Source organism: Streptomyces sp. NPDC040545, assembly GCF_055595065.1.
Genome location: NZ_JBVIWA010000002.1, coordinates 85,111 through 108,846, shown reverse-complemented (window position 1 = coordinate 108,846; position 23,736 = coordinate 85,111). Strand labels below are relative to the sequence as shown.

The following is a 23,736-nucleotide window of genomic DNA, read 5'->3' as shown; positions in this document are numbered from 1 at the left end:
GGCCACCACCACCCGACCGCCACCACCCCGCCTCAGCCCGACTCAGCCCGACTCAGCCCGCCGTCAGCTTCTCCCACTCCTCCCGGTCCGGCCCCGTCGCGTTCGGCGCGTAGTGCGGCCGGGCCGCCAGCCAGCGCGCCACCCTGGCGCGGATCTCCGGATCCGCGTACGCACGCTCCGGCGGATCCGCCAGGTGCCGGACCCTCGCCCGCGCCCGCATCACCTCCGGATCCTCCAGCGCGCAGTCGAACAGCGCGGACACCTCGCGCGCCGTCCCGCCGCGCACCGCCCGGGTCGCGAAGCGCTCCCCGATGGCCGCGTCCGCGACGACCTGGAAGTCGAACCACGGCTTCAGGGTGCGCTCCGCCCAGGCGTGGTGTTCGGCGGCGTACCGCGCCGACCCCGGGTCCCGGTGCGCCGTACGGGCCACCCTGCGCGCCGCCCACAGCGCGAGCGAGGTGCCCTGCCCGAGGGTCGGGTTGGTGTGCGTGATCGAGTCCCCGACCGGCACCAGCCCGCTCACCACCGGGCCCGCTTCGTCGACCAGCGCGCTCCACCGGTTGTCCAGGCTCGCCGTCGCCAGGACGCCCGACAGCGGCTCGGCGGCCAGTCCCAGCCAGGCCGCGCCGGGCGGGAAGGCGCGCGCCGCCGCCTCGAAGACGGCGGGGTCGCGCAGCGCCGACCGCGTGGAGTCGGCGGTGTGCACGAACAGCGTCACGGCGAACACCCGGTTGTCGGCCGGGAAGACGGCGCATCCGGCGAAGGGCCCTCCGGTCACCGCCCACGGCCGGCGCGGCCCCTCGTCCATGCCCGCGGGCAACCGGTACCAGCGGCAGAAGTACGCGAGCCCGGTGCGGTGCCGTTCCACGACGGGCGGCCGGCAGCCCGCTTCGGCCAGCCTGCGCTCGGTGCCGCCGCGCCGCCCTCCGGCGTCCACGACGAGGTCCCCCGGGTAGCTCCCGCTCTCGGTGGTCACTCCCGTCACCTGGATCCCGGAGCCCTCGGTCGCCTCCGGGGCCGTGATCAGCCCGGTGACCGGCTCCCCGTACCGGACGACGACCCCCGGTTCCGCGCGCAGCGCCGTGGCCAGCGCACTCTCCAGCACGATGCGCCGTGCCTGCAGCATCACGAGGTCCTCGTCGCCCGGCCGCGCGGGCGGACGTACGTCGAACCAGTCCAGCTCGTGGCGTTCGCGGGCGCCGAGGCGGAGCATCTCCGCGTGGACGTCGGGCAGATCACCGCGCAGGACGTTGCGGGCGGCTCCGAGCAGCACGTGCGGCTGGGCCGCCTGCGGTACGGTCGGCCGCCGCCAGCCGAAGAAGTCACGGTCGAGCGCCGTGCCGGGGGCCCGCGTATCGCGCTCGAAGACCTCCGCCGTGTGTCCGCGCCGCGCCGCGAGCAGCGCGGTGGCGGCCCCCGCGACACCTCCGCCGATAACCAGCACATGTGCCATGGAACGTCCCCCCGAGCCATTGGACCGTACGACGATCACACCGCACAGAGCCTGCGCGAACGGAAGCCGACCGAAACCCGCACAGATGTCCGAGAATCGCTCCAGCACTCGCCCCCGACGCCCCGGACGCCCCCGACGCCCCGGATGCCCCCGTCCCCGCTCAGACGCCGGCGCCCGCGCGGTGGGCCTGAAGGGCCCGCCGGGTCTCCCCCTCGATCAGATCGGCATTGATGGCCATAGCCGCCCGCACCCCCTGGGCGGCCGCGCCCGGGACCTTCTCCAGCGGGGAGGTCACGTTGCCCGCGACCCAGACCCCGTGCAGGGCGGTGGCTCCGGTGTCCGGATCCGACTCGACGCAGGTCCCGATCGCCCGGCCGTCCCGCTCCGCCACCGTGGTCGGCAGACCGAGGCCGGTCAGGACACCCGAACGGGCGGTGAACCGCGGGGCGACCACCAGAGCCCGGCACTCCACCACGGCGCCGCCCGCCAGGGTCACGCCGGTCAGCCGGTCGCCCTGGACCGCGAGCCCGGTCACCTCGCCCTCGACGACCCGGACACCGAGGGCGGCCAGCAGTTCCCGGTCCTCGGCAGTGAGCTGCCAGGTGTGCGCGAGCAGGGTGGTGCGCCCGCTCCACTGCCGCCAGAGCTGGGCCTGGTGCACGGCGAGGGGCCCGTCGGCCAGCACCGCGATCGGCCGGTCCCGGACCTCCCAGCCGTGGCAGTACGGGCAGTGCAGCACGTCCCGCCCCCAGCGCGCCCCGAGGCCCGGCACGGCGGGGAGCTCGTCCACCAGGCCGGTGGCGACCAGCAGCCGGCCCGCCCGTACGGTCCTGCCGTCCCCGCAGCGGACCAGGAAGCTCCCGTCGGGCAGCAGGTCCGCGGCCACGGCCGTGCCCGGCCGGATCTCCCCGCCGTAGCCGGTCACCTCCGCGCGCCCCTTGGCCAGCAGTGCGGCGGGGCTCTCCCCGTCCTGCCCCAGGTAGCCGTGCATGTGCGCGGCCGGGGCGTTGCGCGGGCTGCCGGAGTCGATGACCAGTACCGAGCGGCGGGCCCGGACCAGGGTGAGCGCCCCGGCCAGCCCGGCGGCCCCACCGCCCACGACCACCACGTCGAAGGAGCTGTCGCTTGCGTTGTCCATACCTGCGAGGGTCCGCCCACGGCGGCCCGCTTGACAAATGTTCTTGCCGAAGCGGCAAATGGATCCATGGCCACCGAGGAGCAGGACGAGGAACTCGCCGTCGTGCTCACCGCCGTGGGCCCGCGGCTGCGCGCCCTGCGGCGGCAGCGCGGCACCACGCTGGCCCAGCTCAGCGAGACCACCGGCATCTCGCTCTCGACCCTCTCCCGGCTGGAGTCCGGGCAGCGCAGGCCGACGCTGGAGCTGCTGCTTCCGCTGGCCAGGGCGCACGGGGTGGCGCTCGACGAGCTGGTCGGCGCCCCGGAGACCGGGGACCCGCGGATCCGCCCGCGCCCCTTCGTCCGGCACGGCAGCACCTATGTGCCGCTGACGCGGAAGTTCAGCGGGGTGCACGCCTTCAAGCAGATCCTCCCGCCCCTCGAAGGTCCGCCGCCCGAGCCCGAGCTGCAGGTCCACGAGGGCTACGAGTGGCTGTACGTGCTCTCCGGGCGCATCCGGCTGCTGCTCGGCGGGCACGACCTCGTCCTCGGCCCCGGCGAGGCCGCCGAGTTCGACACGCGCACCCCGCACGCCTTCTTCAACGCGGGTCCGCAGCCTGCGGAGTTCCTCAGCCTCTTCGGTCCCCAGGGCGAGCGGATCCATGTCCGGGCCCGGCCCACCCCTCCATCGGAAGGACGTCCATGAGTACCACCCACGAACGCCCCGAGCGGGCCGCGCCTCAGCCCCATGCCGTGGTCGGCGTCGGACTGGTCGTCCTGGCGGCGGACGGCCGGGTGCTGCTCGGCCAGGCGCACGACGGCCGCTGGGAGCTGCCCGGCGGCAAGGTCGACCCCGGGGAGGGCTTCGAGCAGGCCGCCGCCCGGGAACTCGCCGAGGAGACGGACCTGCGGGCGGCCCCCGAGGCGATCCGGGTCCTGTCCGTGCAGATCGAGGCGCAGTCCGTCCTGACCCGGCTGACGGCAGCCGCCGTCACCATCTCGGCGGAGGGAGTCCCGGCCGTCACCGAGCCCCACAAGATCACCCGCTGGCAGTGGTTCGCCCCCGCCGAGATCCCCTCGGCCCTCTACGCCCCGTCGGCGGCCGTGCTGCGCGCCTGGCGCCCGGACCTCACCACGCTGCCGCACGTCGCCTCGTACGACTATCCGATCTCGGGCGCGGCACCGGCGCCGACCTCCTGAACGTCCGCCGCGCGCCCGCCCGGACGGCCCGGTGCCGTGACCGGCAGGCCTTTCCGGCCTCGCCAGGCCGTGTCCGCGAAGCCCGGCCGCCCTTCGGGGCGGCCGGCACCACGGACATGTCCTAGCTGGACCATGTCCTAGCTGGTGGCTGTCAGGACCGTCACCGCGGTCACCGCCACCATCGCGGCCTGCATGTCCCGGATGGCCACCCGGACGCTCTCGGCCGCCCACTGGCCGTCGGCTATCTCCGCCATCCGCGCGGCCACCTCGTCGGACCGCCTGCCGGGGAAGGCGAGCCGGTGCAGCTTGGCCGAGTGGATCAGGGCGATGAGGCCCGCCGTGCGCTCGTCCGGCTCGGCGCCGCCGAGGACGACGTCGCGGAGCCGCTCGCGCAGGGCGCGCTCCACCGTGCCGTCCGCCTCCGGGTAGCGGCGCTGCGGGAACACCCCGAACACCTTGTGGACCTGCGCCACCACCAGCCCGCGCTCGCCCAGTCTCTCCAAGGCCGCGTTGACCGCCTTGGGCTGGTCCTTCGTCAGCCAGTCCGTCACCCGGCGCTTGCCGCGGCCCCGCAGCCAGGTCTCCATCAACCGGATCCGGCCGTCGAGCAGTTCTTCCCCGGTGGACTCGGTGTTCCTGAGCTCCAGGTACTTGCCGGAGACCGACACCCGCTCCGCCATGACGAGTTCGAGCAGGAGCGCGCCCGCCACGGCCCAGCCCGCCGACTGCCGCTGCCGCGCCGCCCCGGACTCGTCGTCCAGGGACAGCAGCATGATCTCCTCGGCCAGTGTGATCCTCACGAGCGGCCCCCCGTCGTCCGTCTGCCGGTCCGTCCGGCTGTCCTACTGCCTCGTAGGGGATGACGAGCGACCGACCCGCGAGGTTCCCTTCCGGGTCCGGGTCTACCGCCGCACCACCACCTTTGGCGCGAAGTTGCCCTCCCCCAGGTCCTCCGCGAGCAACCGCTTGGCGATCGCGTCCGCCGCCACCCGCAGCTCGGCGCTCCGCGGCCGTCCCCGGTCCTTCTCCAGCTGGTCCCCGAGCCACCGGGCCCACGCCTTCGAGATGACGTCGGCCTCCCGCCGCCCGGCCGCCGTGAGGGTGACGAAGCCGTCCTCGCGGCTGACGAAGCCCTCGTCCGCCATCCGCTCGTAGACCGGGATCAGCACCTCCGGCGGCAGGGACCGGCGGCCGGCGATCAGTCCGAGGCTGGCGTGGCCGACGGTCCGGGTCATCAGCTCCACCTGCATCACCGCCCAGGCGCCCGCGATGTCCAGCCGGGTGTCGGAGCCCGCGACGATCCCCCGCGCCGTGTCCGCGCCCATGTTCCGTACGAGCTTGCCGACGGCCAGCTCCAGCAGCTTGGCCGAATCCCCCGAGGCCGTGGCCGGTGAGCCGAACCCGTCGCCCATGTCCGTGGACCCGGCCCGGGCGCTGTCGCGCAGCCGCACCTGCTTGAGGAAGAGCGCCACGACGAAACCGGACACGGCGACCGGAACGGTGTACAGGAACACGGCCTGCAGGGCCTGCGCGTACGCGTCGATCACCGGGGCGGCGACCGCCGGATCGAGCCGGTGCACCCCTTCGGGGGTGGACGCGGACCTGGCCAGCTGCTGCGGATCCTGCCCGGAGAGCCGTGCCGCCTCCGCGTACGCCGCCTCCAGTGCGGGCCCCAGGTGGTTCGCGTAGATCGTGCCGAAGACCGCCGTCCCGAAGGCGCTGCCGAGCGTACGGAAGAAGGTGACGCCGGAGGTGGCCGTGCCCAGGTCGGCGTAGTCGACGGTGTTCTGCACGGCGATGGTCAGCACCTGCATGGACAGGCCGATGCCCACACCGAGCACGAACATGTACAGCGATTCGAGCAGGGTGCCGGTCCCCGGTCCCATCCGCGACAGCAGGTACAGGCCGACGCCCATGACCGCGTTGCCGACGATCGGGAAGATCCGGTACCGGCCGGTCCTGCTCACGACGTTGCCGCTGAAGACCGAGGCGATCAGCAGGCCGATGACCATGGGCAGGGTCCGGACGCCCGAGATCGTGGCCGAGTCCCCGTCCACGTACTGGAGGTAGGTCGGCAGGAAGGTCATCGCGCCGAGCATCGCGAATCCGACGACGAAGCTCAGGACGGAGCACACGGAGAAGACCGGATTGCGGAAGAGCCGCATCGGCAGCATCGGTTCCACGGCGCGGGTCTCGGCCAGGCAGAACAGCGCGAGCGCGACCGCGCCGCCCGCGAACAGGCCGATGATGACCTGCGAGGTCCAGGCGTACTCGTTCCCGCCCCAGCTGGTGGCCAGGATCAGCGCGCCGGCGCCGGCGGCGACCAGCGCGATGCCCAGGTAGTCGATCACCGGCTTGCCCGAGGCCCGGACGGCCGGGATCGTCCTGGCCGCCGCGATGACGACGAGGATCGCGATCGGGACGTTGACGTAGAAGCACCAGCGCCAGCTCAGCTGGTCGGTGAAGAACCCGCCGAGCAGCGGGCCGATGACGGTGGCGACCCCGAAGACGGCGCCGATCATGCCCTGGTACTTGCCGCGTTCGCGCAGCGGCACCACATCGGCGATCAGCGCCATCGCGGTGACCATGAGGCCGCCGGCCCCGATGCCCTGGACGCCGCGCCACACGATCAGGAAGGTCATGTTGCCGGACAGACCGCACAGGAAGGAGCCGCTGATGAAGACGATGGCGGAGATCTGGAAGATCAGTTTCCGGCCGAAGAGGTCGCCGAACTTGCCGACCAGGACCGTCGCCACGGTCTCGGCGAGCAGGTAGGAGGTCACCACCCACGACATGTGGTCGCCGCCGCCCAGATCCCCCACGATCGTGGGCAGCGCGGTACCGACGATCGTCTGGTCGAGCGCCGCCAGCAGCACGCCGAGCATGATCGTGCCGAAGATGACGTTGCGCCGCCGCCGGTCTATCTCTGGGGGCGCGGGGGCCGTGGCGGGGGCAGTGGTCACCCTCGCACTGTCACAGCGCGCCCGCCGGGTCGCATGCGGCGCCGAGCCGAACGGGGGACGCGCGCCGCGCCGGACAGAGGCCGCCCGCCGCCCCGGCCCGGCGGGCCGCGTGCGCCGGGATCAGCGCAGGTAGGCCAGGCCCGGGTGCTCCGCCGCGTACCCGTCGAGCAGCCGCCGGGCCACCCCCACCGAGTCGACCAGCGGATGGAGCGCGAAGGCCTTGACCGCGTCCGCCCGCGAACCGCTCGCGGCCGCCGCCAGGATCTCCCGCTCCACCGCCTTGACCGCCGTCACCAGCCCCACCGCGTGCAGGGGCAGCTGTGCGACGCCCACCGGGTGGGCGCCGTTCGCGTCGACCAGGCAGGGCACCTCGATGACGGCCTCGGCGTCGAGGACGGACAGCGTCGAGCGGTTCCGGACGTTGAGGATCAGCGTGGCCCGCTCGTCCCGGGCGATGGCCCGCATGAGCGCGAGCGCGACCTTCTCGTAGCCCCCGGATTCGAGGTCGCTCTCCTCGCGCTCCGGGGCACCGGCCGCCTCGCGGTTCTCGGCCATGTACGTGGCCTCCCGCTCGGCCCGGGTACGGTCCCAGGCGGCCAGCGCCGCTCCGGCCGGTGCCCCGGCCCGGCCGGCCTCGGCGTAGAAGCCGCGCTGCTGGTCGCGCAAGAAGGCCCCGCGCGTCTGCTTGGCCTCCTGGTACGCCCGTACCGTGTCACGGTTGAAGTAGTAGTAGTGCAGGTACTCGTTGGGGATCGCACCGAGCGAGCGCAGCCATTCGGCCCCGAAGAGCCGGCCCTCCTCGAAGGACTCCAGGGCCTCGGTGTCGGCCAGCAGCCGGGGCAGCTCGTCACGGCCGCCGATGCGCAGCCCGCGTACCCAGCCCAGGTGGTTGAGGCCGACATAGTCGATCCAGGCCTCCTGCGGGCGGGCGCCCAGCAGCCGGGCGATGCGCCGGCCGAGGCCCACGGGGGAATCGCAGATGCCGATCACCCGCTCGCCGAGCTCCTCGGCCATGGCTTCGGTGACCAGCCCGGCCGGGTTGGTGAAGTTGATGACCCACGCCTCAGGGGCGGTACGGGCGATCCTGCGGGCGATCGCGCGCGCCACCGGCACGGTCCGCAGGCCGTACGCGATCCCGCCCGCGCCCACCGTCTCCTGGCCCAGGACTCCCTCGGCCAAGGCGATCCGCTCGTCCGCGGCACGCCCGTCCAGGCCGCCGACGCGGATGGCGGAGAACACGAAATCGGCCCCGCGCAGGGCCTCGTCGAGGTCACCGGTGACCGTGACGGCCGGGGCGTCGACCGCCGGATCGGCCGCCGACGCGGCAGCGGCCTGATCGCGCAGCACACGGGCCATGGCGGTGAGCCGCGCCGGGTCCTCGTCGTACAGCGTCACATGGGACACCCTGCCCTCGGCGCGGTCGCCGAGCAGGGCTCCGTAGACGAGCGGTACCCGGAAGCCGCCCCCGCCGAGGATCGTCAGCCGCACGCCCCTACCGCCTTTCGCCAGTGCAGATCCCGTTGCCCGCGCCACCGTGACGGCCGGTGCCACGATCGATGACACGATCGGTGACACGAAGGGCCACGGCACACGTCCGCCGGCACCAGTCTGCCCCGGTCGGTCACTCCACCGGCGACGGCACGGCGCGCAGTCTGGCGCCCTGCTGCTGTGTGAAGCCGGCGCCGCCGAGGAGGGGGCCCCTCGGTGCGCCCGTGGGCGTCGACAGGATCAGGGTGATCCGGGTCAGCCCCATCTCGCCCAGCATCCGACTGGTCTCGGCCACCATCCGGCACCGCACCAGCCCCCACCGAGGGTCGGGGTGGCGCACGGTGCGCACCGCCCCGTCGAGCTCGGCGGCGTCGGTCCCGTGCGTGCTCAGCCAGTGCGGCACCCCGTACCGGTAGGCCGCCTCCATGAACGGGTCACGGGCCACCTCCTGGCGGATGCTGCGCAGCCCCTCGTCCTCGGGAGCCCCGGTCAGCGCGGTGGCGAACTGGGCCAGCAGCGGTACGCACCAGGCCGGTTCGTGGTCCTCCAGCACGGCGGCCGCGTCCGGGTGGAACAGCACGAAGCGCAGGAAGTTGTCGTCCGGCAGGGCCGTCGGGTGCGGTCTCACCGACTGGAAGAGCTGGTCGAAGGCCGAGTTGGTCAGGGCGACGTCCCAGCGGTGGTCCACCAGGAAGCTCGGGTACGGCACGGACTCCATGAGGGCCGCGTAGTCGCACAGGTAGTCGCGCTGCGCCGGGTCCTCGGGCAGCCGGTTCTCCTCGGCGGCCCGCCACGTGGGCGGCGGATCGCGGTCGACCATGACGCGGAACAGCCAGAAGCACTGGCGCTCGCTCATCTCCAAAGCCTCGGCCAGGGCGAGGAGTTTGCGGTCTGTCCACTCCTTGACCAGACCTCTTTCCCAGTTCCCGTACGCGCGCACGCTGATGCGCAGCCGGGCGGCGAGGTCTTCCTGGCTCAGGCCCAGCTCCTCGCGGCGCTGGCGCAAAATCTCCTTGCGTCGCTCCGACCGCACGGCGCCGCGGGCGGGTTCCTCGCCCGCCAGACGCTCTTCACCGGCTCGGGCGAGTCCATCGGACGGGCCCACCGCTGCGAGATGTGGCACTGAGAGCTCCCCCTCCTCCGGTCTGGATCTTCATTTCCGTGTGGCGATCCTGCTACCGACTTCATTCGAGTGTCAACTATTGTGGCAATTCCAGCCTCTTGACAGCTCATTCCCGCCACAGCTGTGGCACGTTCTAGCCCTTCCGGGCGAGAGCGGCTAGATTCCAGAAGCCGACCATGTGCCCATACCGACTTCGCGCGATCTAGGAGAACCACTGGTGACAGACGGCTTCCCGGCTCCCGTCGCGGTGGCCGACGCACCCATGGCAGCCACCATCGCGCGGGTCGCCGAACTCGCGGGCAAGATGGGCCGCGACCTGAACCAGGTCTTCGACCTGCGGCGGCTCTCCGAAGCCTCCGGCGTACCCACGGACGTGGTCAGGAACCTGCTCGACGGCAGGCCGGCCGGCGAACCCGATCTGCAGACCCGGTTCCTCCAGCGTCTCGACCTTCTCCGGCGGACACGTGTCAAACCGAACGGCCGCCGCTACACGCAGCAGGAGATCGCGGACGGCGCCGGCATGTCCCGGCAGCAGGCCGGAGCACTGATCAACGGCGACCGGCGTCCCACCATGGAACACTGCGACGCGATCCAGCGGTTCTTCGGAGTGCACGCGGGGTTCCTCACGGCGCACGACTCCGACGCCCTCACCGACGCGCTCCAGCGGACCGAGCAACAGCTGCTCCAGGACTTCGCGGGGCGGGCGCGGGAAACCGTACCGGCCTCGGCCGCATCGGCGGGCGATCCACTGGCAAGACTCCTCCAGAACCACGGTGTACGGGGCATCGCCTGGCGCGCCGCCCAACTGCCCAGCGACAAGCACCGGGACAAGGTGACCGAATGGCTGGACATGCTCCTCGAAAGCGTCAAACCGAACGAATCCTGACCCAGTCGAGAGTCTGGGTCTGATCCTTGAGTCCTGATCCGGATCCGCGCCGACGGGGAGAACGGTGAGCATAGGCAGAGAGCAGCGGCGGTTGTGCGGGGAGCTGGTGGCCGGGATCCGGCTGACCGCGCCCGTGGAGCCCGTGGACCTCTACGCTGCCCTCTGCGAGGGCATGAGCAGACACCGCGGCCGCCGGGTGGACTTCCGGATGGCCGCGTTCCCGCCGCGGACGGCCAGCGGCCTGTGGCTCGACATGGCGGACCGCGATCTCGTGGTCATCGAGGAGCGCACCGCGCCGGACCACCAACTGGTGATCCTGGGCCACGAGCTGTGGCACATGAAGGCCGGGCACTGCAGTCACCACGTCGACGGCGCCGCCGTCGCCGCGCGGCTGCTGACCGACGAGGCCGACATCGGCGAGACCGTGCGCCGCGTCGCCGCGCGCACGCGCGCCGATGTCCAGGAGGAGACCGAGGCCGAAACCTTCGGCTTACTGCTGGGTAGTCGGTGTCGGAACTGGCTCGCCGGATCGGCCGGCCACCGCGCTCCGGTCCAGCGTGATCAATTGGCGGGCCGGATCGAGGCTTCGCTGGGCTACCGGGGGCACAGGAACGAGCGTTGAACGGCAAGGACTACTACATACCGGCGGCCGCGATGGCGGTCTCACTCGCCTTCAAGCTGCCGGCCCTGCGGCACAACTGGCGCGACCCGCTCCTGCGATCGGTCGTCGCCCTGCTGACCCTGGCGGGAGCGGTGTTCACCTTCGCCGCCCCGCCCACGATCGCCGCGGTCAACCGCTGGACCGGGATCGTCAACGTCTCGGCCCCCCTGGTCTACTGCCTGATCACCGCATTCAGCGCCTCCTGCCTGATCCTGATGGTCAACTGGCGGGGCGGCCCGCCCGAAGAGACCCGAAGCGTCTCGCGCCGCTGGATCCTGGGCTACAGCGTGGTGGTCCTCGCCCTGATCGCGCTCTTCGCCCTCGGTGAGACCCCGGTGGAGCGGCTGCGCGACTTCGACACCTACTACGCGAACACGCCCTACATCGGCCACATGATCGCCCTCTACCTGCTGGCGCACTTCGTGGCCGCGGTGGTGATGGTGGTCCTGTGCTGGCGCTGGTCGCTCCAGGTCCGCGGCTGGCTGCGGGTCGGCCTGGTGATCATCGTCATCGGCTACATCTTCAACCTCTCCTACGACGCCACCAAGATGACCGCGGTCGTCGCCCGCTGGTCCGGCCACGACCTGGACGGCCTCAGCACCTACGCCGCTCCGCCGCTCGCCTCCCTCGGGGCGCTGATCAGCGCCATGGGCTTCGTGGTCCCGCTCGTCTGCCAGCGCCTGTCGGACCACTGGCAGACCTGGGCGACGTACCGCCGGCTCGGCCCGCTCTGGCACGAGGTGCAGATCTCCGCGCCCAGCGGCACGCCCTCCGTGCACATGGCCTGGTGGTCCGCGGCGGAACTGCGGGTGATCCAGCGCGAGTCGGACATCCACGACGGCTTCCTGCACCTCGGGCCGTACTTCGACAAGGGCCTCGGCGACGACGCCTACGAGAGCGCCGTCGCCGGGGGTGCCGACGAGGAGACGGCCCGCGCCGTCGCCGAGGCCGCCATGGTCGCGGCCGCCGTACGGGCCCGCTCCGCCGACCCCGACGGAAAGGCCATCGGGGAGGACGAGGAAACCGTCCCCGACACCGCCGACGGTCCGCGCGACCTGCTGCGGATCTCCGACGCGCTGCGGCACTCACCGGTGGTGCAGGCGGTCCGGCGAGAGGTGACCGTGTAGCGGCGACCGGAGGTGTCCTGCCGACCGGGCCCGGCCTGATCGGCAGGACACCTCCTGGTCGTCCGCCGGCCGTCCCTCAGCGGCTGGCTACGGACGCCGCCGCCGTGGCCGGGAACAGGTCCTGGAACGGTCCGGCCGAGTCGATCCCCTCCCGCCCGTACGGCGCGTCGAAACTCCACACCATGAAGAGCAGGAACACGATCAGCGCGCTGAACAGTCCGGCGAGCAGCAGCTCCCGTCCCGAGCGGCGGATCTGCAGGGTGAAGATCAGCCCGACCGTGACCAGCCCGCCGACCAGCAGCCCGAACCACACCACGCCCGGCAGCGTGGACTCGGAGCTCTGCGTCCGCGAGTGCCGCGCGTCGTCGGCGGCCGCGATGTGGTCCAGCAGCGGCTGGTAGGCCTGCGCCTGGAGCTCGTTGGCCGGGCTCTGGTGCGTGACGTCGGTGCGCAGCTTGCCGAGCAGCGCGGCGCCCTCGGCCGAGGCGCTGTCGCCGGCGGTCAGCCGCGGCCAGTCCACGGCGACGGTGTGGGAGACGTACGCGTCCACCTCGCCCCGGATCCGGTCGCGGACGGCCGCCGGGTAGACGTCGGCGCGCTGGGTGACCTCGTACAGGGCCTGGGCCTCACGGCGCACGCTGTCCTCGGCGGCGCCGCGCGCCTCCCAGACGCCCGCGATGGCCAGGCCCAGCACGATCGCGTAGACCACGCCCACCATCATCGTCATGTACTCGATGACATCGGGGGTTTCGCTGGTGTCCTCGTCGTCGGCGGCCCGGCGGTGCCGGATCGCTGTGATGGCGAGGACGAGGGCGCAGACGAGCGCCATGGCGATGGCCAGGACCAGCCATTCGGACACGTGGATTCTCCCGGTGTGGATCGGTGGATCGGTGGATCGGGCGGACGGGGGTGTGAAGGGGCTGCAGCGGTCAGCTGCGGCTCTTGGAGCGGGGGCGCAGGGCGGCGGCGGCAAGGACGGCCGGGGTGGTGACGACGACCATGAGCATCACGGTGGACATCCCGCCCGGGCCGCGCCGCTCCAGGGCCACCGAGCGGTACGGACGCACGTGGAAGGCGCTCACCCGTGCGGCGGCGGCCCTGGCCGCGGGCGGGGCGGGTGCGTCGGCCGGCGCCGGTTCCTCCCGGACCTCGGGACCCGCCGCGGGCTGCGGCGGCTCCGACCCCCCGGCCCTCGCCTCCGCGGAACGCTCCACGGCCGCGCCCGGCGGACGCGGCCGCCCGGGCTCGGCCGGCCGCAGGGGCCGCCCCGTGGGGGTGGCGGACTCCGCGGGCCGCCCCGGGTGACGCACCGTCGGCCGCTCGGCGCCGGGCACGGCCACCCGTACCGAGGGCCACCCGGACGGCGGCCGGAAGACCGGCCTCTCCGGCTCCCCGGCCGGCACGCACAGGTCGACGCGGGCTCCGTAGCCGTCGCCGTCGTCCTCGCTCGCGACCGCCACATGGCCGTGCAGCGGGCAGAGCGCCGCCACCAGGCCCGCCCCGGCGAAGTACTGCCAAGCGGTCACCGCGCGCCTCCCGAAATCCGCAGCAGAAGTAAGGGCTACCGCTGAAGAAACGATCAAGGGGCGGCTTCGACACGCCGCGGACGGGTGCTGATCCGTGATGCGGCATGATGTCGCCATGGGGACCGAGGGGGCGAACGCCCGGCTGATCGCAGGGCGCTACCGGCTGGACGCCAAGCTCGGGCGCGGTGGCATGGGCATCGTGTGGCGCGCCACCGACCAGTTGCTCGGCCGGAACGTCGCCGTCAAGGAGGTCGCGCTCGACCCCGCGCTGTCCGAGGAAGAGGCCCGGCACCAGCGTGAGCGCACGCTCCGCGAGGCACGGGCGGCCGCGCAGCTCAAGCACCCCCACATCATCGTGGTGCACGACATCGTCGAGGACGGCGAACTCCCGTACATCGTCATGGAACTGGTCGAGGGCGGCTCGCTCGCCGACCGGCTCTCCCGGACCGGCCCGGTGGACGTCGCCGAGGCGGCCCGGATCGGGATCGCGCTGGTCGGCGCGCTGCGCACGGCGCACGCGGCCGGGGTGCTGCACCGGGACATCAAGCCGGCGAACGTCCTGCTGGAGGCGCCGGGCGGGCGGCCCGTGCTCACCGACTTCGGCATCGCGCAGGTGTCGGGCGCCACGACGCTGACCACCACCGGGTCCTTCGTCGGTTCCCCCGAATACACCGCGCCCGAGCGGATGTCGGGGCAGACGCCGGCGGGGCCCGAGGCCGACCTGTGGTCGCTGGGCGCCCTGCTGTGCGCGGCCCTCAGCGGCGCCTCGCCCTTCCGGCGGGACTCGCTCGGCGGGATCCTGCACGCGGTGGTCTTCGACGAGATCCGGCCCCCGGAGGCGTGCGGCCCGCTGCTGCCGGTGGTGCGGGGGCTGCTGGAGCGCGATCCGGCCGGGCGGCTGGGCGCGGAGCGGGCCGAGCAGATGCTGCGGGACTGCGCGGAGACGGCGGCGCAGTACACCCCGACGCGGTACACCCCGGCCCCGCAGGACCCCGCCCCGCGGAACCCGGCCCCGGCCGCGCCCACTCCGGCCCCGGCCCCGCAGGCTCACGCTCCGGTGCCCGCCGCGCCCGCTCCGGTCCCGCACGGCACGACGCAGCCCGGCGCGGCCCCGGAGTCCGCGCCGACGCCCGTATCGGCCCCCGTACCGGACCCCGCGCCCGGGCCCGTACGCACCCCCGGGAAGCGGCGGCCGCGGGCGGCGCTGATCGCCGGTCTGCTGGTGGCCGCGATCGCCGGTGCGGGCGTGTCCGCCGCGCTGCTCATGAACGACGGCGAGCGCGGAGGGCAGACGTCCACGAGCGGGGCCGCCGGACTGCCGCACGCACCCACCTCCGCCGCGACCGGCGAGAAGATCGACACGGTCTCCCCCTCGTCCGACGACAAGCCCGCACCCGCCGGCTACCGCGTCGTCACCGACCCGGAGGGCTTCTCGCTCGCGGTCCCGCTCGGCTTCACCCGCAAGGTGGAAGGTCCGCGGATCTTCTACATGTCACCCGGTGAGACCTTCCGCATCGGCATCAAGGTGGCCGAACCCGAGTCGGGCGGCCCGCTCGCCGTCCATCAGCGCGCCCACGCCAAGGGGCCGGGGACCAACCCCGGTTACCGTGACGCCGAGGTCGTGACCACCTCGCAGAACGGCCGGCAGGCCGCCCTGTGGCTGTTCACCTGGGACGGCTTCTCGACGGCCGAGGGCCCGCGGCACACCCGCGACCTGTGCTGGGAGGAGGACGGCCGCCTCTACGACGTGTGGGTGTCCTCACCGGTCCGCCAGGGTGACGAGGCCCGGGGCTACTTCGAGACCGCGGTGCGGACCTTCGTACGCACCGCGGGCTGACGCCCGCCACCGCGCCCCGGTTCATCCGGGACCCTCGGCTTCTACGGTCCGCCGGTGCCGGTGATGCCGGCCCTCGGCCACGACAAGTACCTGCGCTTCGTCCGGCCCTGCCGGCCATCCTCCTCGTGCTGATCTGCGGCTTCCTGGCGCTGGGCGCAGGGATATGACGGTACGTCACGGCCCCGCGAGGGTCACGGCCCGACGTCTCGCCTAGGCTGGGGAGACATGTCCGAGTCCCCGCCCCTCCCCCAACCCGCCGACCCGCCACCGGTCGCCGTCCTGGCCGCGATACGCCGGCCGCTGCGGTTCCTCGGCTCGTGGTGGCCCTGGCGGTGCTGGGCGTACCTGGGCAGCGGATTCCTCATCGGCTATCCGGTACTGGTCGTCCTCGTCCTGCTCCTCGGGTTCGGGGTGGCGCTGGCGGTGGTCGGGATCGGGCTGCTGCTCCTGCTGGGCGCAGTCGTCGCCGTGGTGCCGCTGGGGGCGCTGGAGCGGTGGCGGCTGCGGTGCGTGGAGCCCGAGGCCGTGCCGGACCCCCACGCCTCCCTCGCCGGGGCCGGGCCCGCGGCCTGGCTGCGGACCCGGCTGCGGGAGCGGGCCACCTGGCGGGAGCTCGCGTACGCCACCCTGCTCGGGCCGGTCTTCGGGGCGGCCGGGTTCGCCGTGGTCACGCTGCTGGCCTTCGCCCTGATCCTCGTCGCGACGCCGGCGATCGTCTGGGCCATCGCCCCGGACACGGTGATGCTGATCCCCGGCCGGGCGGTCTCCGGGCCGCTGGAGGCCCTCGGCGGCACGGCCGTCGGCCTGGCCGGCATGGTGGTGGCGGCGTACGCGGGTGCCCTGCTCGCCGGGGCCCAGGTGAAGACCGCCCGCCTGCTGCTCGGACCGCGTGTGGAGGCCGACCGGATCCTGGAGCTCACCCGCTCCCGGGTCCGCCTGGTCGACGCCTTCGAAGCCGAACGGCGGCGCATCGAGCGGGATTTGCACGACGGCGCGCAGCAGCAGCTGGTCGCCCTCAGCATGACCCTGGGCCTCGCCGAGCTGGAACTGCGCGGTATCCCGCAGGCGGCCGGCGCCGCCGCCCTGGTGGCCCGGGGACGCGGAGAGGCCAAGGTCGCCCTGGAGCAACTGCGCGACCTGGTACGGGGTATCCACCCGCAGGTCCTGACCGACCACGGGCTCGCGGCGGCCGTCGCCGAGGTGGCCCTGCGCCATCCCGTACCGGTGACCGTGGACCTCGACGTGCCCCGGCTGGCCGAACCGGTGGAGATCACGGCGTACTTCACCGTCACCGAGGCGCTCGCCAACGCGGCCAAGCACAGCGGCGCCTCGCGCGTCGCCGTCGTCGGTAAGGTCGAGGGTGACCGGCTCACTCTCACCGTCACCGACGACGGCCGCGGCGGCGCCGATCCCGGCGCGGGAGCGGGCCTGGCAGGACTCGCGGACAGGGTGGCGATGTTGAAGGGCAGGCTGGTGGTGTCCAGTCCGGTGGGCGGACCGACCCGACTCCGGGTGGAGGTCCCGTGCTCCGGCTGATCCTCGCCGAGGACTCCGTACTGCTGCGCGCGGGGCTGACGGAACTCCTCACCCGGGGCGGGCACCAGGTCCTCGCCGCCGTCGGGAGCGCCGAGGAGCTCGTGCGGGCGGTGGAGGCGCAGCGGCCGGACGCCGTCGTGACGGATGTGCGGATGCCGCCCGGCTTCCGCGACGAGGGTCTGCGGGCCGCACTCGAACTCCGCTCCCGGGACGCCTCGTTGCCCGTGCTGGTGCTCTCGCAGTACGTGGCCACGGCCTACGCCACCCAGTTGCTCACGGGTGCCTCGGCGGCCGGGCTGGGCTATCTCCTCAAGGACCGGGTCGGCGAGGTGGCCGAGTTCCTCGACGCCCTCCAGCAGGTCGCCGAGGGCCGAACGGTCATCGACCCGGAGGTGGTACGGGTCCTGCTCAGCCGGCAGTCCGAGGAACGGCCGCTGGCCCGGCTGACCCCGCGCGAGCGGGAGGTGCTGACCCTGATGGCCTCGGGCCTCAACAACCAGGCCCTGGCGGCACGGCTGTTCATCACCGAGGCCGCCGTCGTCAAACACGCCTCCAGCATCTTCATGAAGCTCGACCTGGACGCCACCGAGGGCAACCGCCGGGTCCTGGCGGTCCTGGCCCACCTCTCGGGCCAGGAGGGCTAGGCCCTGTCGTCAAAGTCCCGTCGGGCCCGCGACGCCACTTTGACGACAGGACCTCTAGGCAGTCCCCGGCCTAGCCGGCCGCACCCGGGTCCCGCCGCGGGGTTCTGATCAGCAGGGCGGCCGGCAGGGCCGCGAGCAGGAGGGCGCCGACCCCGCACCAGAGGGTGGTGGTGTAGGCGTCGAGCAGCCGGGCGAACACGTCGGTGTCGTCCGAGACCCGGTTCATGCGGTTCATCAGAACGGTGCCGAGCACCGCCCCGCCGATCGACTGGCCCAGGTGGTGGGCCGCGCCGAGGGCCGCCGAGGCCGCGCCCGCGTGCTGCGGGGCCACTCCGGCGGTCGCGACGGCGTAGAGCGGGACCAGGGCCAGGCCCAGGCCGGCGCCGGTGAGCAGCATGCCGGGCAGCACCCCGGTCGCGTACGTGGCGGCGCCACCCACACCGGCCAGCAGGGTCAGCCCGAGGGCCGTGACCGCCAGCCCCGCCAGGAGCAGGGCGCGAGGCGCGAGGCGGGGCAGCAGGCGCGCGGAGATCTGGGTGGCGGCCACGAGGGCCGCGGCGGCCAGGGGCAGGTGGGCCGTCCCGGACACGCCCGGGCCCTCGCCGCGGATCTGCTGGGCGAAGAAGCCCAGGGCCGGGAGGAGCGCGACCACGGCGACCCCGGTGCAGAGGAGGACCAGGAGGGAGGCGAGGCGGCTGCGGTCGGCGAGGACGTACGCCGGGAGCAGCGGGCCGGACGCCCTGGTCTGCCACCACAGGAAGGCGGCGAGCAGCGCGATGCCGCCCACGATCAGCAACAGGCTCAGGGCGACGCTCCAGCCGACCGTCTCGACCTCGGCGAGGCCGTAGGTCAGGGCGGCGGATCCCGCCGTGCCGAGGAGTACGCCGAGTCCGTCGAACCGGGCTCCGGTGCGGCCCGGGCGGTCGGGCAGCAGGGTGAGCGCGCCGATCAGGGCGAGCACGGCGAGCGGAACGACCGACCACAGGGCCCAGCGCCAGTCCAGGGTCTCGGTGAGCCACCCGCCGGTGAACACGCCGAGTGCACCGCCGCCCGCGGCGACCGCCGCGTAGATCCCGAAGGCCCGGCCGCGTTCCCGCGGGTCGGTGAATCCGGTGGCCACCAGGGACAGCGCGGCCGGGACGAGCAGGGCGGCGAAGGCGCCCTGCAGGGCACGGGAGGTGATCAGCAGCCCGGAGCCGCCGGCCGCGCCGCCGAGTACGGCGGCCACCGCGCATCCGATCAGGCCGGTCACCAGCATCCGCCGGGCCCCGAGCAGGTCGACGAGGTGCCCGCCGAGCAGCAGCAGTCCGCCGAGGGCGGCCAGGTAGGCGCTGAAGAGCGGGCCGAGGCCGTCGTAGCCGAGGCCGAATTCGGCATGGATCCGCGGTCCGAGCAGGTTGAACTGCGCTGCTTCGACCAGCACCAGCAGCTGGATCAGGGCGAGGACCGCGAGGCCCCACCAACGCCTCGGGTGCGGGGGCGCGGGGACGGACGGGTCGCCGGGGACGGGGCCCGGGGGCGGGCCGAAGCCGTCCGCGGGACCGAAGTGGCCGGGGGCCGTGGGGGCGTACGCGGGCGGCGGGGGCGGTGTCCCGTACGGGGAGGCGTCCTGCCGGGACTGCGACGGCACGAGGCGGGGATCCGGCGTCTTCTCGACGGGGGACTTCTCGGCCGGCGCCTTCTCGGCGGGAGACTCCTCGGTCGGGGCCCCGCCGCCGGCTCCGGCTCCTACGGGGGACGCCGGGGCGTAGTCCAGCAACTGCGCGGCATGCCGGCCCAGCTGGGCCAGCACCTTGCCCGGGAGCCATTCCCCGGCGGCGTCCTCCGCCGTACGCTCGGCCACCTCCTCGGGGGTGGGCCGCCGGGCCGGGTCCTTGTGCAGGCACGCGCCGACGAGGCCGGCCAGCGACTCCGGAACCCCGGTCAGGTCCGCCTCCTCCTCGGCGATCCGGAAGAGGTGGGCGTTCAGACCGGTGTCCTTGGCGCCGAAGAGCATGCGTCCTGTGGCGGCGTACACGAGGACCGCACCGAGGCAGAAGACATCGCTGGCGGGGGTCAGTTCGAGACCGCGGACCTGTTCCGGGGACATGAACCCCGGCGACCCGATCAGCATGCCCGTGCGGGTGTGCAGGCTGTCCCCGGTCAGGCTGTCCATCGCCCGCGCGATGCCGAAGTCGATGACGCGGGGCCCGTCGACGGTGACGAGCACGTTGGAGGGCTTGAGGTCGCGGTGGATCAGGCCCGCCTCGTGCACGGCCCGCAGGGCGAGGGCGAGCCGGTTGGCGAGGGTCCGCACCGAATCCTCGGGCAGCGGACCGAACTGCCGGGCGACCACGGTCTGCAGGTCGGGCCCCGGGATGTACTGGGTCGCCACCCAGGGCACGGCGGCCTCGGTGTCGGCGTCGAGCACCGCCGCCGTCCAGCTGCCGCCCACCCGCCGCGCGGCGGCCACCTCGCGGGCGAACCTCCGGCGGAATTCCGGGTTCCCGGCGAACTCCGCCTGGACCACCTTCACGGCAACGGTACGGCCGCCCTCGGAGCGGCCCAGATAGACCAGTCCCATGCCACCCGCGCCCAGCCGGGCGATCAGGCGGTACGGTCCGATACGGCTCGGGTCTTCGGCGATCAGCTGATCCACGGACCGAAGGATAGGGCAACTATCCAATATGCGGGGACCATCAGGCGAAATGCCTTCCCGGCCGCTCGCCGTGTACCTCCGGCCGCCCGTCCGACGGCCGGAGCCGGAGCCGGAGCCGGAACGAGCCCGTCACCACGCGCGAGACACCGGGTACGGCCACCGAGCGGGCCCAGACCACCAGCAGGACCGGCAGCGCCAGGTAGCCGAAGCGGCCCGCAGGGGCCAGGAGGAAGGCCAGCGTGAGGCCGAGGGCGAGGCGGTCGGCGGCGGCCGCCACCGTACGCGGCGGCCGGGCGAGCAGGGAGAGGGCCACCGCGAGGCCTCCCATCAGCAGCAGGCCCACCGTCAGGTACCAGCCCCAGGGACCCAGTCCGGCCAGCAGGTGCCCGGGCAGCGGGCTGCTCGCGGGGGTCGGCACCTCCGCCCGCCCGGTGGGGAAGGCGAACACCTGGCGCCACAGCTCCGCCGGCTGGAGCAGCGCCGCCGGCAGCACCAGCAGGGCCGTGCCGCCGGCCGCCACCAGCGCGCAGCGCACCGCCGGCCGCCCGCCCCGGCAGACCGCGAGCAGGGCGACGGCCACCGCGACCGCGGGCAGCGCCGTCCACTTCAGCGCGCACGCCCCGGCGAGGGCCGCCCCGGCCAGGACGGGCCGCCCGGCGGCCGCGGCCGCCAGCGCCAGGCAGCAGAGCCCGGCCAGCGGCAGGTCCACCCCGCTCACCGCCAGGGGCAGCGCCACCACCGGCGAGGCCACCAGGACCGGCAGCAACCGGCCCGGCGCACCGCCGGGTGTACGGCCCGGCCCGCCACCCAGCAGCCGCCGGGCCGCCCACAGGCAGCCGAACAGCACGGCCGTGCACCAGATCCGGGCGTCCCCCAGCAGCCGCACCGCCCAGCCGTCACCGCTGCCGCCGCCCCCGAGCAGCGCCCGCGGTATGCCGAGCAGCGCCATGCCCGGCAGGTAGGGGGTGTACTCCCCGACGTGCGCGGGCCGGTCGACGTAGAGCCGGCCGGACTCCAGCAGGAGCCGCGCGGACCGTTCGACGACCGTCACCTCCGACTGCCCCTGTCCGGTCAGCACCAGCCACAGGAGCGGTACGGCGACGGCACCCACCAGGGCGGTGGCGAGCGCCGCGCGACGGCGGCCGAGTGCGGTGGCCGCGGCGGCCCCGAGGTATCCGGCGGCGGCGCACCATCCCCACAGCCGGTGCGGCGCGAGCGAGGAGAACAGCGGGAAGGACAGCGCCCACGCGGCGGCGAGCAGCCAGCCGGTGGCCCACCGGGCGGTAAGGGAAAGGGTCATGGGCCCATTCCAGCCGCGCGGCCCCGCCGGGTCTGCACAGCCAGGTGGACGGTCCGCGGTGGGGTTTCCCCTACCTTTTCCCTCTTCGCCTTTCCCCTCTTCGCCTTTCCCTTCTTCCGGCCTCCCTCCGGGCATGCGAAAGGGGCACGACCCCGTCGGGTCGTGCCCCTCACCCAGATGTCACCGGGCCGTGAGCGGGCCTCGGGCCTCGGGCTCAGGCCTCCGGGTTACCGCCGAACCGCTCGCGGTAGGACTCCAGGTCCTCCTCGGTGACGCGCGCGAACAGGACGGGCGGCACGGTGAACGGGGTGCCGGCCGGCACAGCGTCCAGGGACCGGGCCTGCTCCGGCGTGATCCACGTGGCGGTGTCGTCGGCGAGCGCGAAGGAGGAGCGGATGGTACGCGCCGAGGCCGGGATGAACGGCTCGGAGACCACCGAGTAGAGGTGGATGAGGTTCATCGCCGTGCGCAGGGTGAGCGCGGCGCCCTCCAGGTCGGTCTTGACCTCGGTCCAGGGGGCCTTCTCGTCGAGGTAGGCGTTTCCGGCCGACCACAGGGCGCGCAGCGCGGCCGCGGCCTTGCGGTACTGGAGGGAGTCCATGTGGCCCTCGTACTCGGCCAGCAGCTCGGCGATCTGCTCACCGAGCTTGGCCTCGGCCTCGCCCGCGGGGCTGCCCGCGGGGGCCTCGTCGCCGAACTTCTTGCGGGAGAAGGTCAGCACTCGGTTGACGAAGTTGCCGAGGGTGCCGCCGAGGTCCTTGTTGACCGTGGCCTGGAAGTGCTCCCAGGTGAAGGACGAGTCGTCGGACTCGGGCGCGTTGGCGATGAGGAAGTAGCGCCAGAAGTCGGCCGGGAGGATCTCCAGCGCCTGGTCGGTGAAGACGCCGCGCTTCTGCGAGGTGGAGAACTTGCCGCCGTAGTACGTCAGCCAGTTGAAGGCCTTGACGTAGTCGACCTTCTTCCACGGCTCGCGGGTGGCCAGTTCGGTGGCGGGGAACATCACCGTGTGGAACGGGACGTTGTCCTTGGCCATGAACTGGGTGTAGCGGACGTCCTCGGCCTCGTACCACCACGACTTGTAGTCGCGGTTCGCCGGGTCCAGGTCGGACCACTCCTTGGTGGAGCCGATGTACTCGATCGGGGCGTCGAACCAGACGTAGAAGACCTTGCCCTCGGCGGCGAGCTCGGGCCAGGTGTCGGCCGGGACCGGAACACCCCAGTCGAGGTCGCGGGTGATCGCGCGGTCGTGCAGGCCCTCGGTCAGCCACTTGCGGGCGATGGAGGAGGCGAGCTGCGGCCACTCCTCCTCGTGCTCGGCGACCCAGGCCTCGACCTCGTGCTGCAGCTTGGACTGCAGGAGGAAGAGGTGCTTGGTCTCGCGGACCTCCAGCTCGGTGGAGCCGGAGATGGCCGAGCGGGGCTCGATCAGGTCCGTGGGGTCCAGGACGCGGGTGCAGTTCTCGCACTGGTCGCCGCGGGCCTTGTCGTAGCCGCAGTGCGGGCAGGTGCCCTCGACGTAGCGGTCGGGCAGGAAGCGGCCGTCGACCGGCGAGTACACCTGCCGGATCGCGCGCTCCTCGATGAACCCGTTCTCCTGCAGCTTCCGCGCGAAGTGCTGGGTGATCTCGCGGTTCTGCGCGGAGGAGCTGCGGCCGAAGTAGTCGAAGGACAGCTCGAAGCCGTCGTAGACCGCCTTCTGGGCGTCGTGGGCCTGCGCGCAGAATTCGGCGACCGAGATGCCGGCCTCCTTGGCGGCGAGTTCGGCGGGGGTGCCGTGCTCGTCGGTGGCGCAGATGTACAGGACGTCGTGGCCGCGCTGGCGGAGGTACCGGGAGTACACATCCGCCGGAAGCATCGACCCGACCATGTTGCCCAGGTGCTTGATCCCGTTGATGTACGGAAGCGCGCTGGTGATCAGGTGTCGAGCCATCCTCGGATGCTCCATTTCCTATGTGCGGTACAACGTGACGTAACGGATTGTGAATGCGGTTCATCGTATCGAACCGCCGCGAAGCCACGCGCCGCATTTGTTCATGGGTGGACGTAAAGCAAAAGCGAGGGCAGTGACCTCTCCGTCACGGCCCTCGCGATCGGGCCCATGTTACAGCCGGACCGCGGCGCACCCGACCGGTGTCCGGGCGACGACAGCGGCAGCGGCGACAGCGGCGGTGACGGCGGCGGTGACGGCGGCACCTGCGATGGCACCAGCTGCGGGCATATGCATACGTGCTGGCTGGA

The 23,736-nt window shown here is 73.3% G+C and carries 19 protein-coding genes; 8 read left to right on the top strand and 11 right to left on the bottom strand.

Annotated elements, in window-relative coordinates; genetic code table 11:
• Positions 1 to 52 precede the first annotated feature (52 nt).
• Both ACZ573_RS05400 and ACZ573_RS05395 read right to left on the bottom strand, forming a co-directional pair.
• On the bottom strand, positions 53 to 1,453 hold the full coding sequence (locus ACZ573_RS05400) for an FAD-dependent oxidoreductase (RefSeq protein ID WP_471299323.1): 1,401 nt from the start codon (positions 1,451 to 1,453) through the stop codon (positions 53 to 55).
• A 160-nt stretch (positions 1,454 to 1,613) separates the two neighbouring features.
• Positions 1,614 to 2,591 carry an NAD(P)/FAD-dependent oxidoreductase gene (locus ACZ573_RS05395; protein ID WP_471299321.1) on the bottom strand — a complete coding sequence of 326 codons (978 nt, stop codon included), beginning with the start codon at positions 2,589 to 2,591 and terminating at the stop codon, positions 1,614 to 1,616.
• A gap of 66 nt (positions 2,592 to 2,657) precedes the next feature.
• On the opposite strand from ACZ573_RS05395, the gene ACZ573_RS05390 reads away from it, so the two are divergent.
• Positions 2,658 to 3,275 (top strand): helix-turn-helix domain-containing protein, encoded by a 618-nt coding sequence (locus ACZ573_RS05390; RefSeq protein ID WP_471299318.1) that lies wholly within the window; start codon positions 2,658 to 2,660, stop codon positions 3,273 to 3,275.
• A complete protein-coding gene (locus ACZ573_RS05385) occupies positions 3,272 to 3,769 on the top strand; it encodes a nucleotide triphosphate diphosphatase NUDT15 (protein WP_471299315.1) in 498 nt (165 codons plus the stop codon). Before ACZ573_RS05390 ends, ACZ573_RS05385 begins: the two co-directional genes overlap by 4 nt.
• A gap of 137 nt (positions 3,770 to 3,906) precedes the next feature.
• On the opposite strand, the gene ACZ573_RS05380 is transcribed toward ACZ573_RS05385, so the two are convergent.
• The 4 genes from ACZ573_RS05380 to ACZ573_RS05365 form a co-directional block, all read right to left on the bottom strand.
• On the bottom strand, positions 3,907 to 4,569 hold the full coding sequence (locus tag ACZ573_RS05380) for a GOLPH3/VPS74 family protein (protein ID WP_471299311.1): 663 nt from the start codon (positions 4,567 to 4,569) through the stop codon (positions 3,907 to 3,909).
• A gap of 102 nt (positions 4,570 to 4,671) precedes the next feature.
• Complete coding sequence (locus ACZ573_RS05375) at positions 4,672 to 6,732, bottom strand: MDR family MFS transporter (protein ID WP_471299308.1); 2,061 nt, start codon at positions 6,730 to 6,732, stop codon at positions 4,672 to 4,674.
• A 120-nt stretch (positions 6,733 to 6,852) separates the two neighbouring features.
• Positions 6,853 to 8,220, bottom strand: a complete 1,368-nt coding sequence (locus tag ACZ573_RS05370; RefSeq protein WP_471299305.1) for a 6-phospho-beta-glucosidase — start codon at positions 8,218 to 8,220, stop codon at positions 6,853 to 6,855.
• A gap of 133 nt (positions 8,221 to 8,353) precedes the next feature.
• On the bottom strand, positions 8,354 to 9,226 hold the full coding sequence (locus ACZ573_RS05365) for a helix-turn-helix domain-containing protein (protein WP_471299302.1): 873 nt from the start codon (positions 9,224 to 9,226) through the stop codon (positions 8,354 to 8,356).
• A gap of 334 nt (positions 9,227 to 9,560) precedes the next feature.
• On the opposite strand from ACZ573_RS05365, the gene ACZ573_RS05360 reads away from it, so the two are divergent.
• From ACZ573_RS05360 to ACZ573_RS05350, 3 genes are all read left to right on the top strand, one after another.
• Positions 9,561 to 10,229 (top strand): helix-turn-helix domain-containing protein, encoded by a 669-nt coding sequence (locus ACZ573_RS05360; RefSeq protein WP_471299300.1) that lies wholly within the window; start codon positions 9,561 to 9,563, stop codon positions 10,227 to 10,229.
• A gap of 64 nt (positions 10,230 to 10,293) precedes the next feature.
• The gene (locus tag ACZ573_RS05355; protein WP_471299297.1) at positions 10,294 to 10,851 is read left to right on the top strand and encodes a toxin-antitoxin system, toxin component; all 558 of its coding nucleotides are present in this window, start codon (positions 10,294 to 10,296) and stop codon (positions 10,849 to 10,851) included.
• On the top strand, positions 10,848 to 12,017 hold the full coding sequence (locus tag ACZ573_RS05350) for an MAB_1171c family putative transporter (protein ID WP_471299294.1): 1,170 nt from the start codon (positions 10,848 to 10,850) through the stop codon (positions 12,015 to 12,017). Before ACZ573_RS05355 ends, ACZ573_RS05350 begins: the two co-directional genes overlap by 4 nt.
• A gap of 76 nt (positions 12,018 to 12,093) precedes the next feature.
• On the opposite strand, the gene ACZ573_RS05345 is transcribed toward ACZ573_RS05350, so the two are convergent.
• Together ACZ573_RS05345 and ACZ573_RS05340 are read right to left on the bottom strand one after the other, a co-directional pair.
• Complete coding sequence (locus tag ACZ573_RS05345; RefSeq protein ID WP_471299291.1) at positions 12,094 to 12,876, bottom strand: bestrophin-like domain; 783 nt, start codon at positions 12,874 to 12,876, stop codon at positions 12,094 to 12,096.
• Between the two features lie 70 nt (positions 12,877 to 12,946).
• Entirely contained in the window at positions 12,947 to 13,543 is a 597-nt protein-coding gene (locus tag ACZ573_RS05340; RefSeq protein WP_471299288.1) for a hypothetical protein, read from the bottom strand.
• A 115-nt stretch (positions 13,544 to 13,658) separates the two neighbouring features.
• Between ACZ573_RS05340 and ACZ573_RS05335 the strand changes: the two genes are divergently transcribed.
• The 3 genes from ACZ573_RS05335 to ACZ573_RS05325 all read left to right on the top strand — a co-directional run bounded on the left by ACZ573_RS05335 (position 13,659) and on the right by ACZ573_RS05325 (position 17,560).
• Positions 13,659 to 15,380: a serine/threonine-protein kinase gene (locus tag ACZ573_RS05335; protein ID WP_471299286.1), complete on the top strand. Its 1,722-nt coding sequence runs from the start codon at positions 13,659 to 13,661 to the stop codon at positions 15,378 to 15,380.
• Positions 15,381 to 15,605: 225 nt separating this feature from the next.
• Positions 15,606 to 16,916 (top strand): sensor histidine kinase, encoded by a 1,311-nt coding sequence (locus ACZ573_RS05330; RefSeq protein ID WP_471299283.1) that lies wholly within the window; start codon positions 15,606 to 15,608, stop codon positions 16,914 to 16,916.
• Positions 16,904 to 17,560: a response regulator gene (locus ACZ573_RS05325; protein WP_471299280.1), complete on the top strand. Its 657-nt coding sequence runs from the start codon at positions 16,904 to 16,906 to the stop codon at positions 17,558 to 17,560. The genes ACZ573_RS05330 and ACZ573_RS05325 overlap by 13 nt, the downstream gene beginning before the upstream one ends.
• Before the next feature lie 70 nt (positions 17,561 to 17,630).
• Here ACZ573_RS05325 and ACZ573_RS05320 read toward each other — a convergent pair whose 3' ends face one another.
• From ACZ573_RS05320 to metG, 3 genes are all read right to left on the bottom strand, one after another.
• A complete protein-coding gene (locus ACZ573_RS05320) occupies positions 17,631 to 20,198 on the bottom strand; it encodes an MFS transporter (RefSeq protein WP_471299278.1) in 2,568 nt (855 codons plus the stop codon).
• A 40-nt stretch (positions 20,199 to 20,238) separates the two neighbouring features.
• The gene (locus ACZ573_RS05315) at positions 20,239 to 21,498 is read right to left on the bottom strand and encodes a glycosyltransferase 87 family protein (RefSeq protein WP_471299275.1); all 1,260 of its coding nucleotides are present in this window, start codon (positions 21,496 to 21,498) and stop codon (positions 20,239 to 20,241) included.
• A 214-nt stretch (positions 21,499 to 21,712) separates the two neighbouring features.
• Complete coding sequence (metG, locus tag ACZ573_RS05310; protein WP_471299272.1) at positions 21,713 to 23,428, bottom strand: methionine--tRNA ligase; 1,716 nt, start codon at positions 23,426 to 23,428, stop codon at positions 21,713 to 21,715.
• Between the last annotated feature and the right edge of the window lie 308 nt (positions 23,429 to 23,736).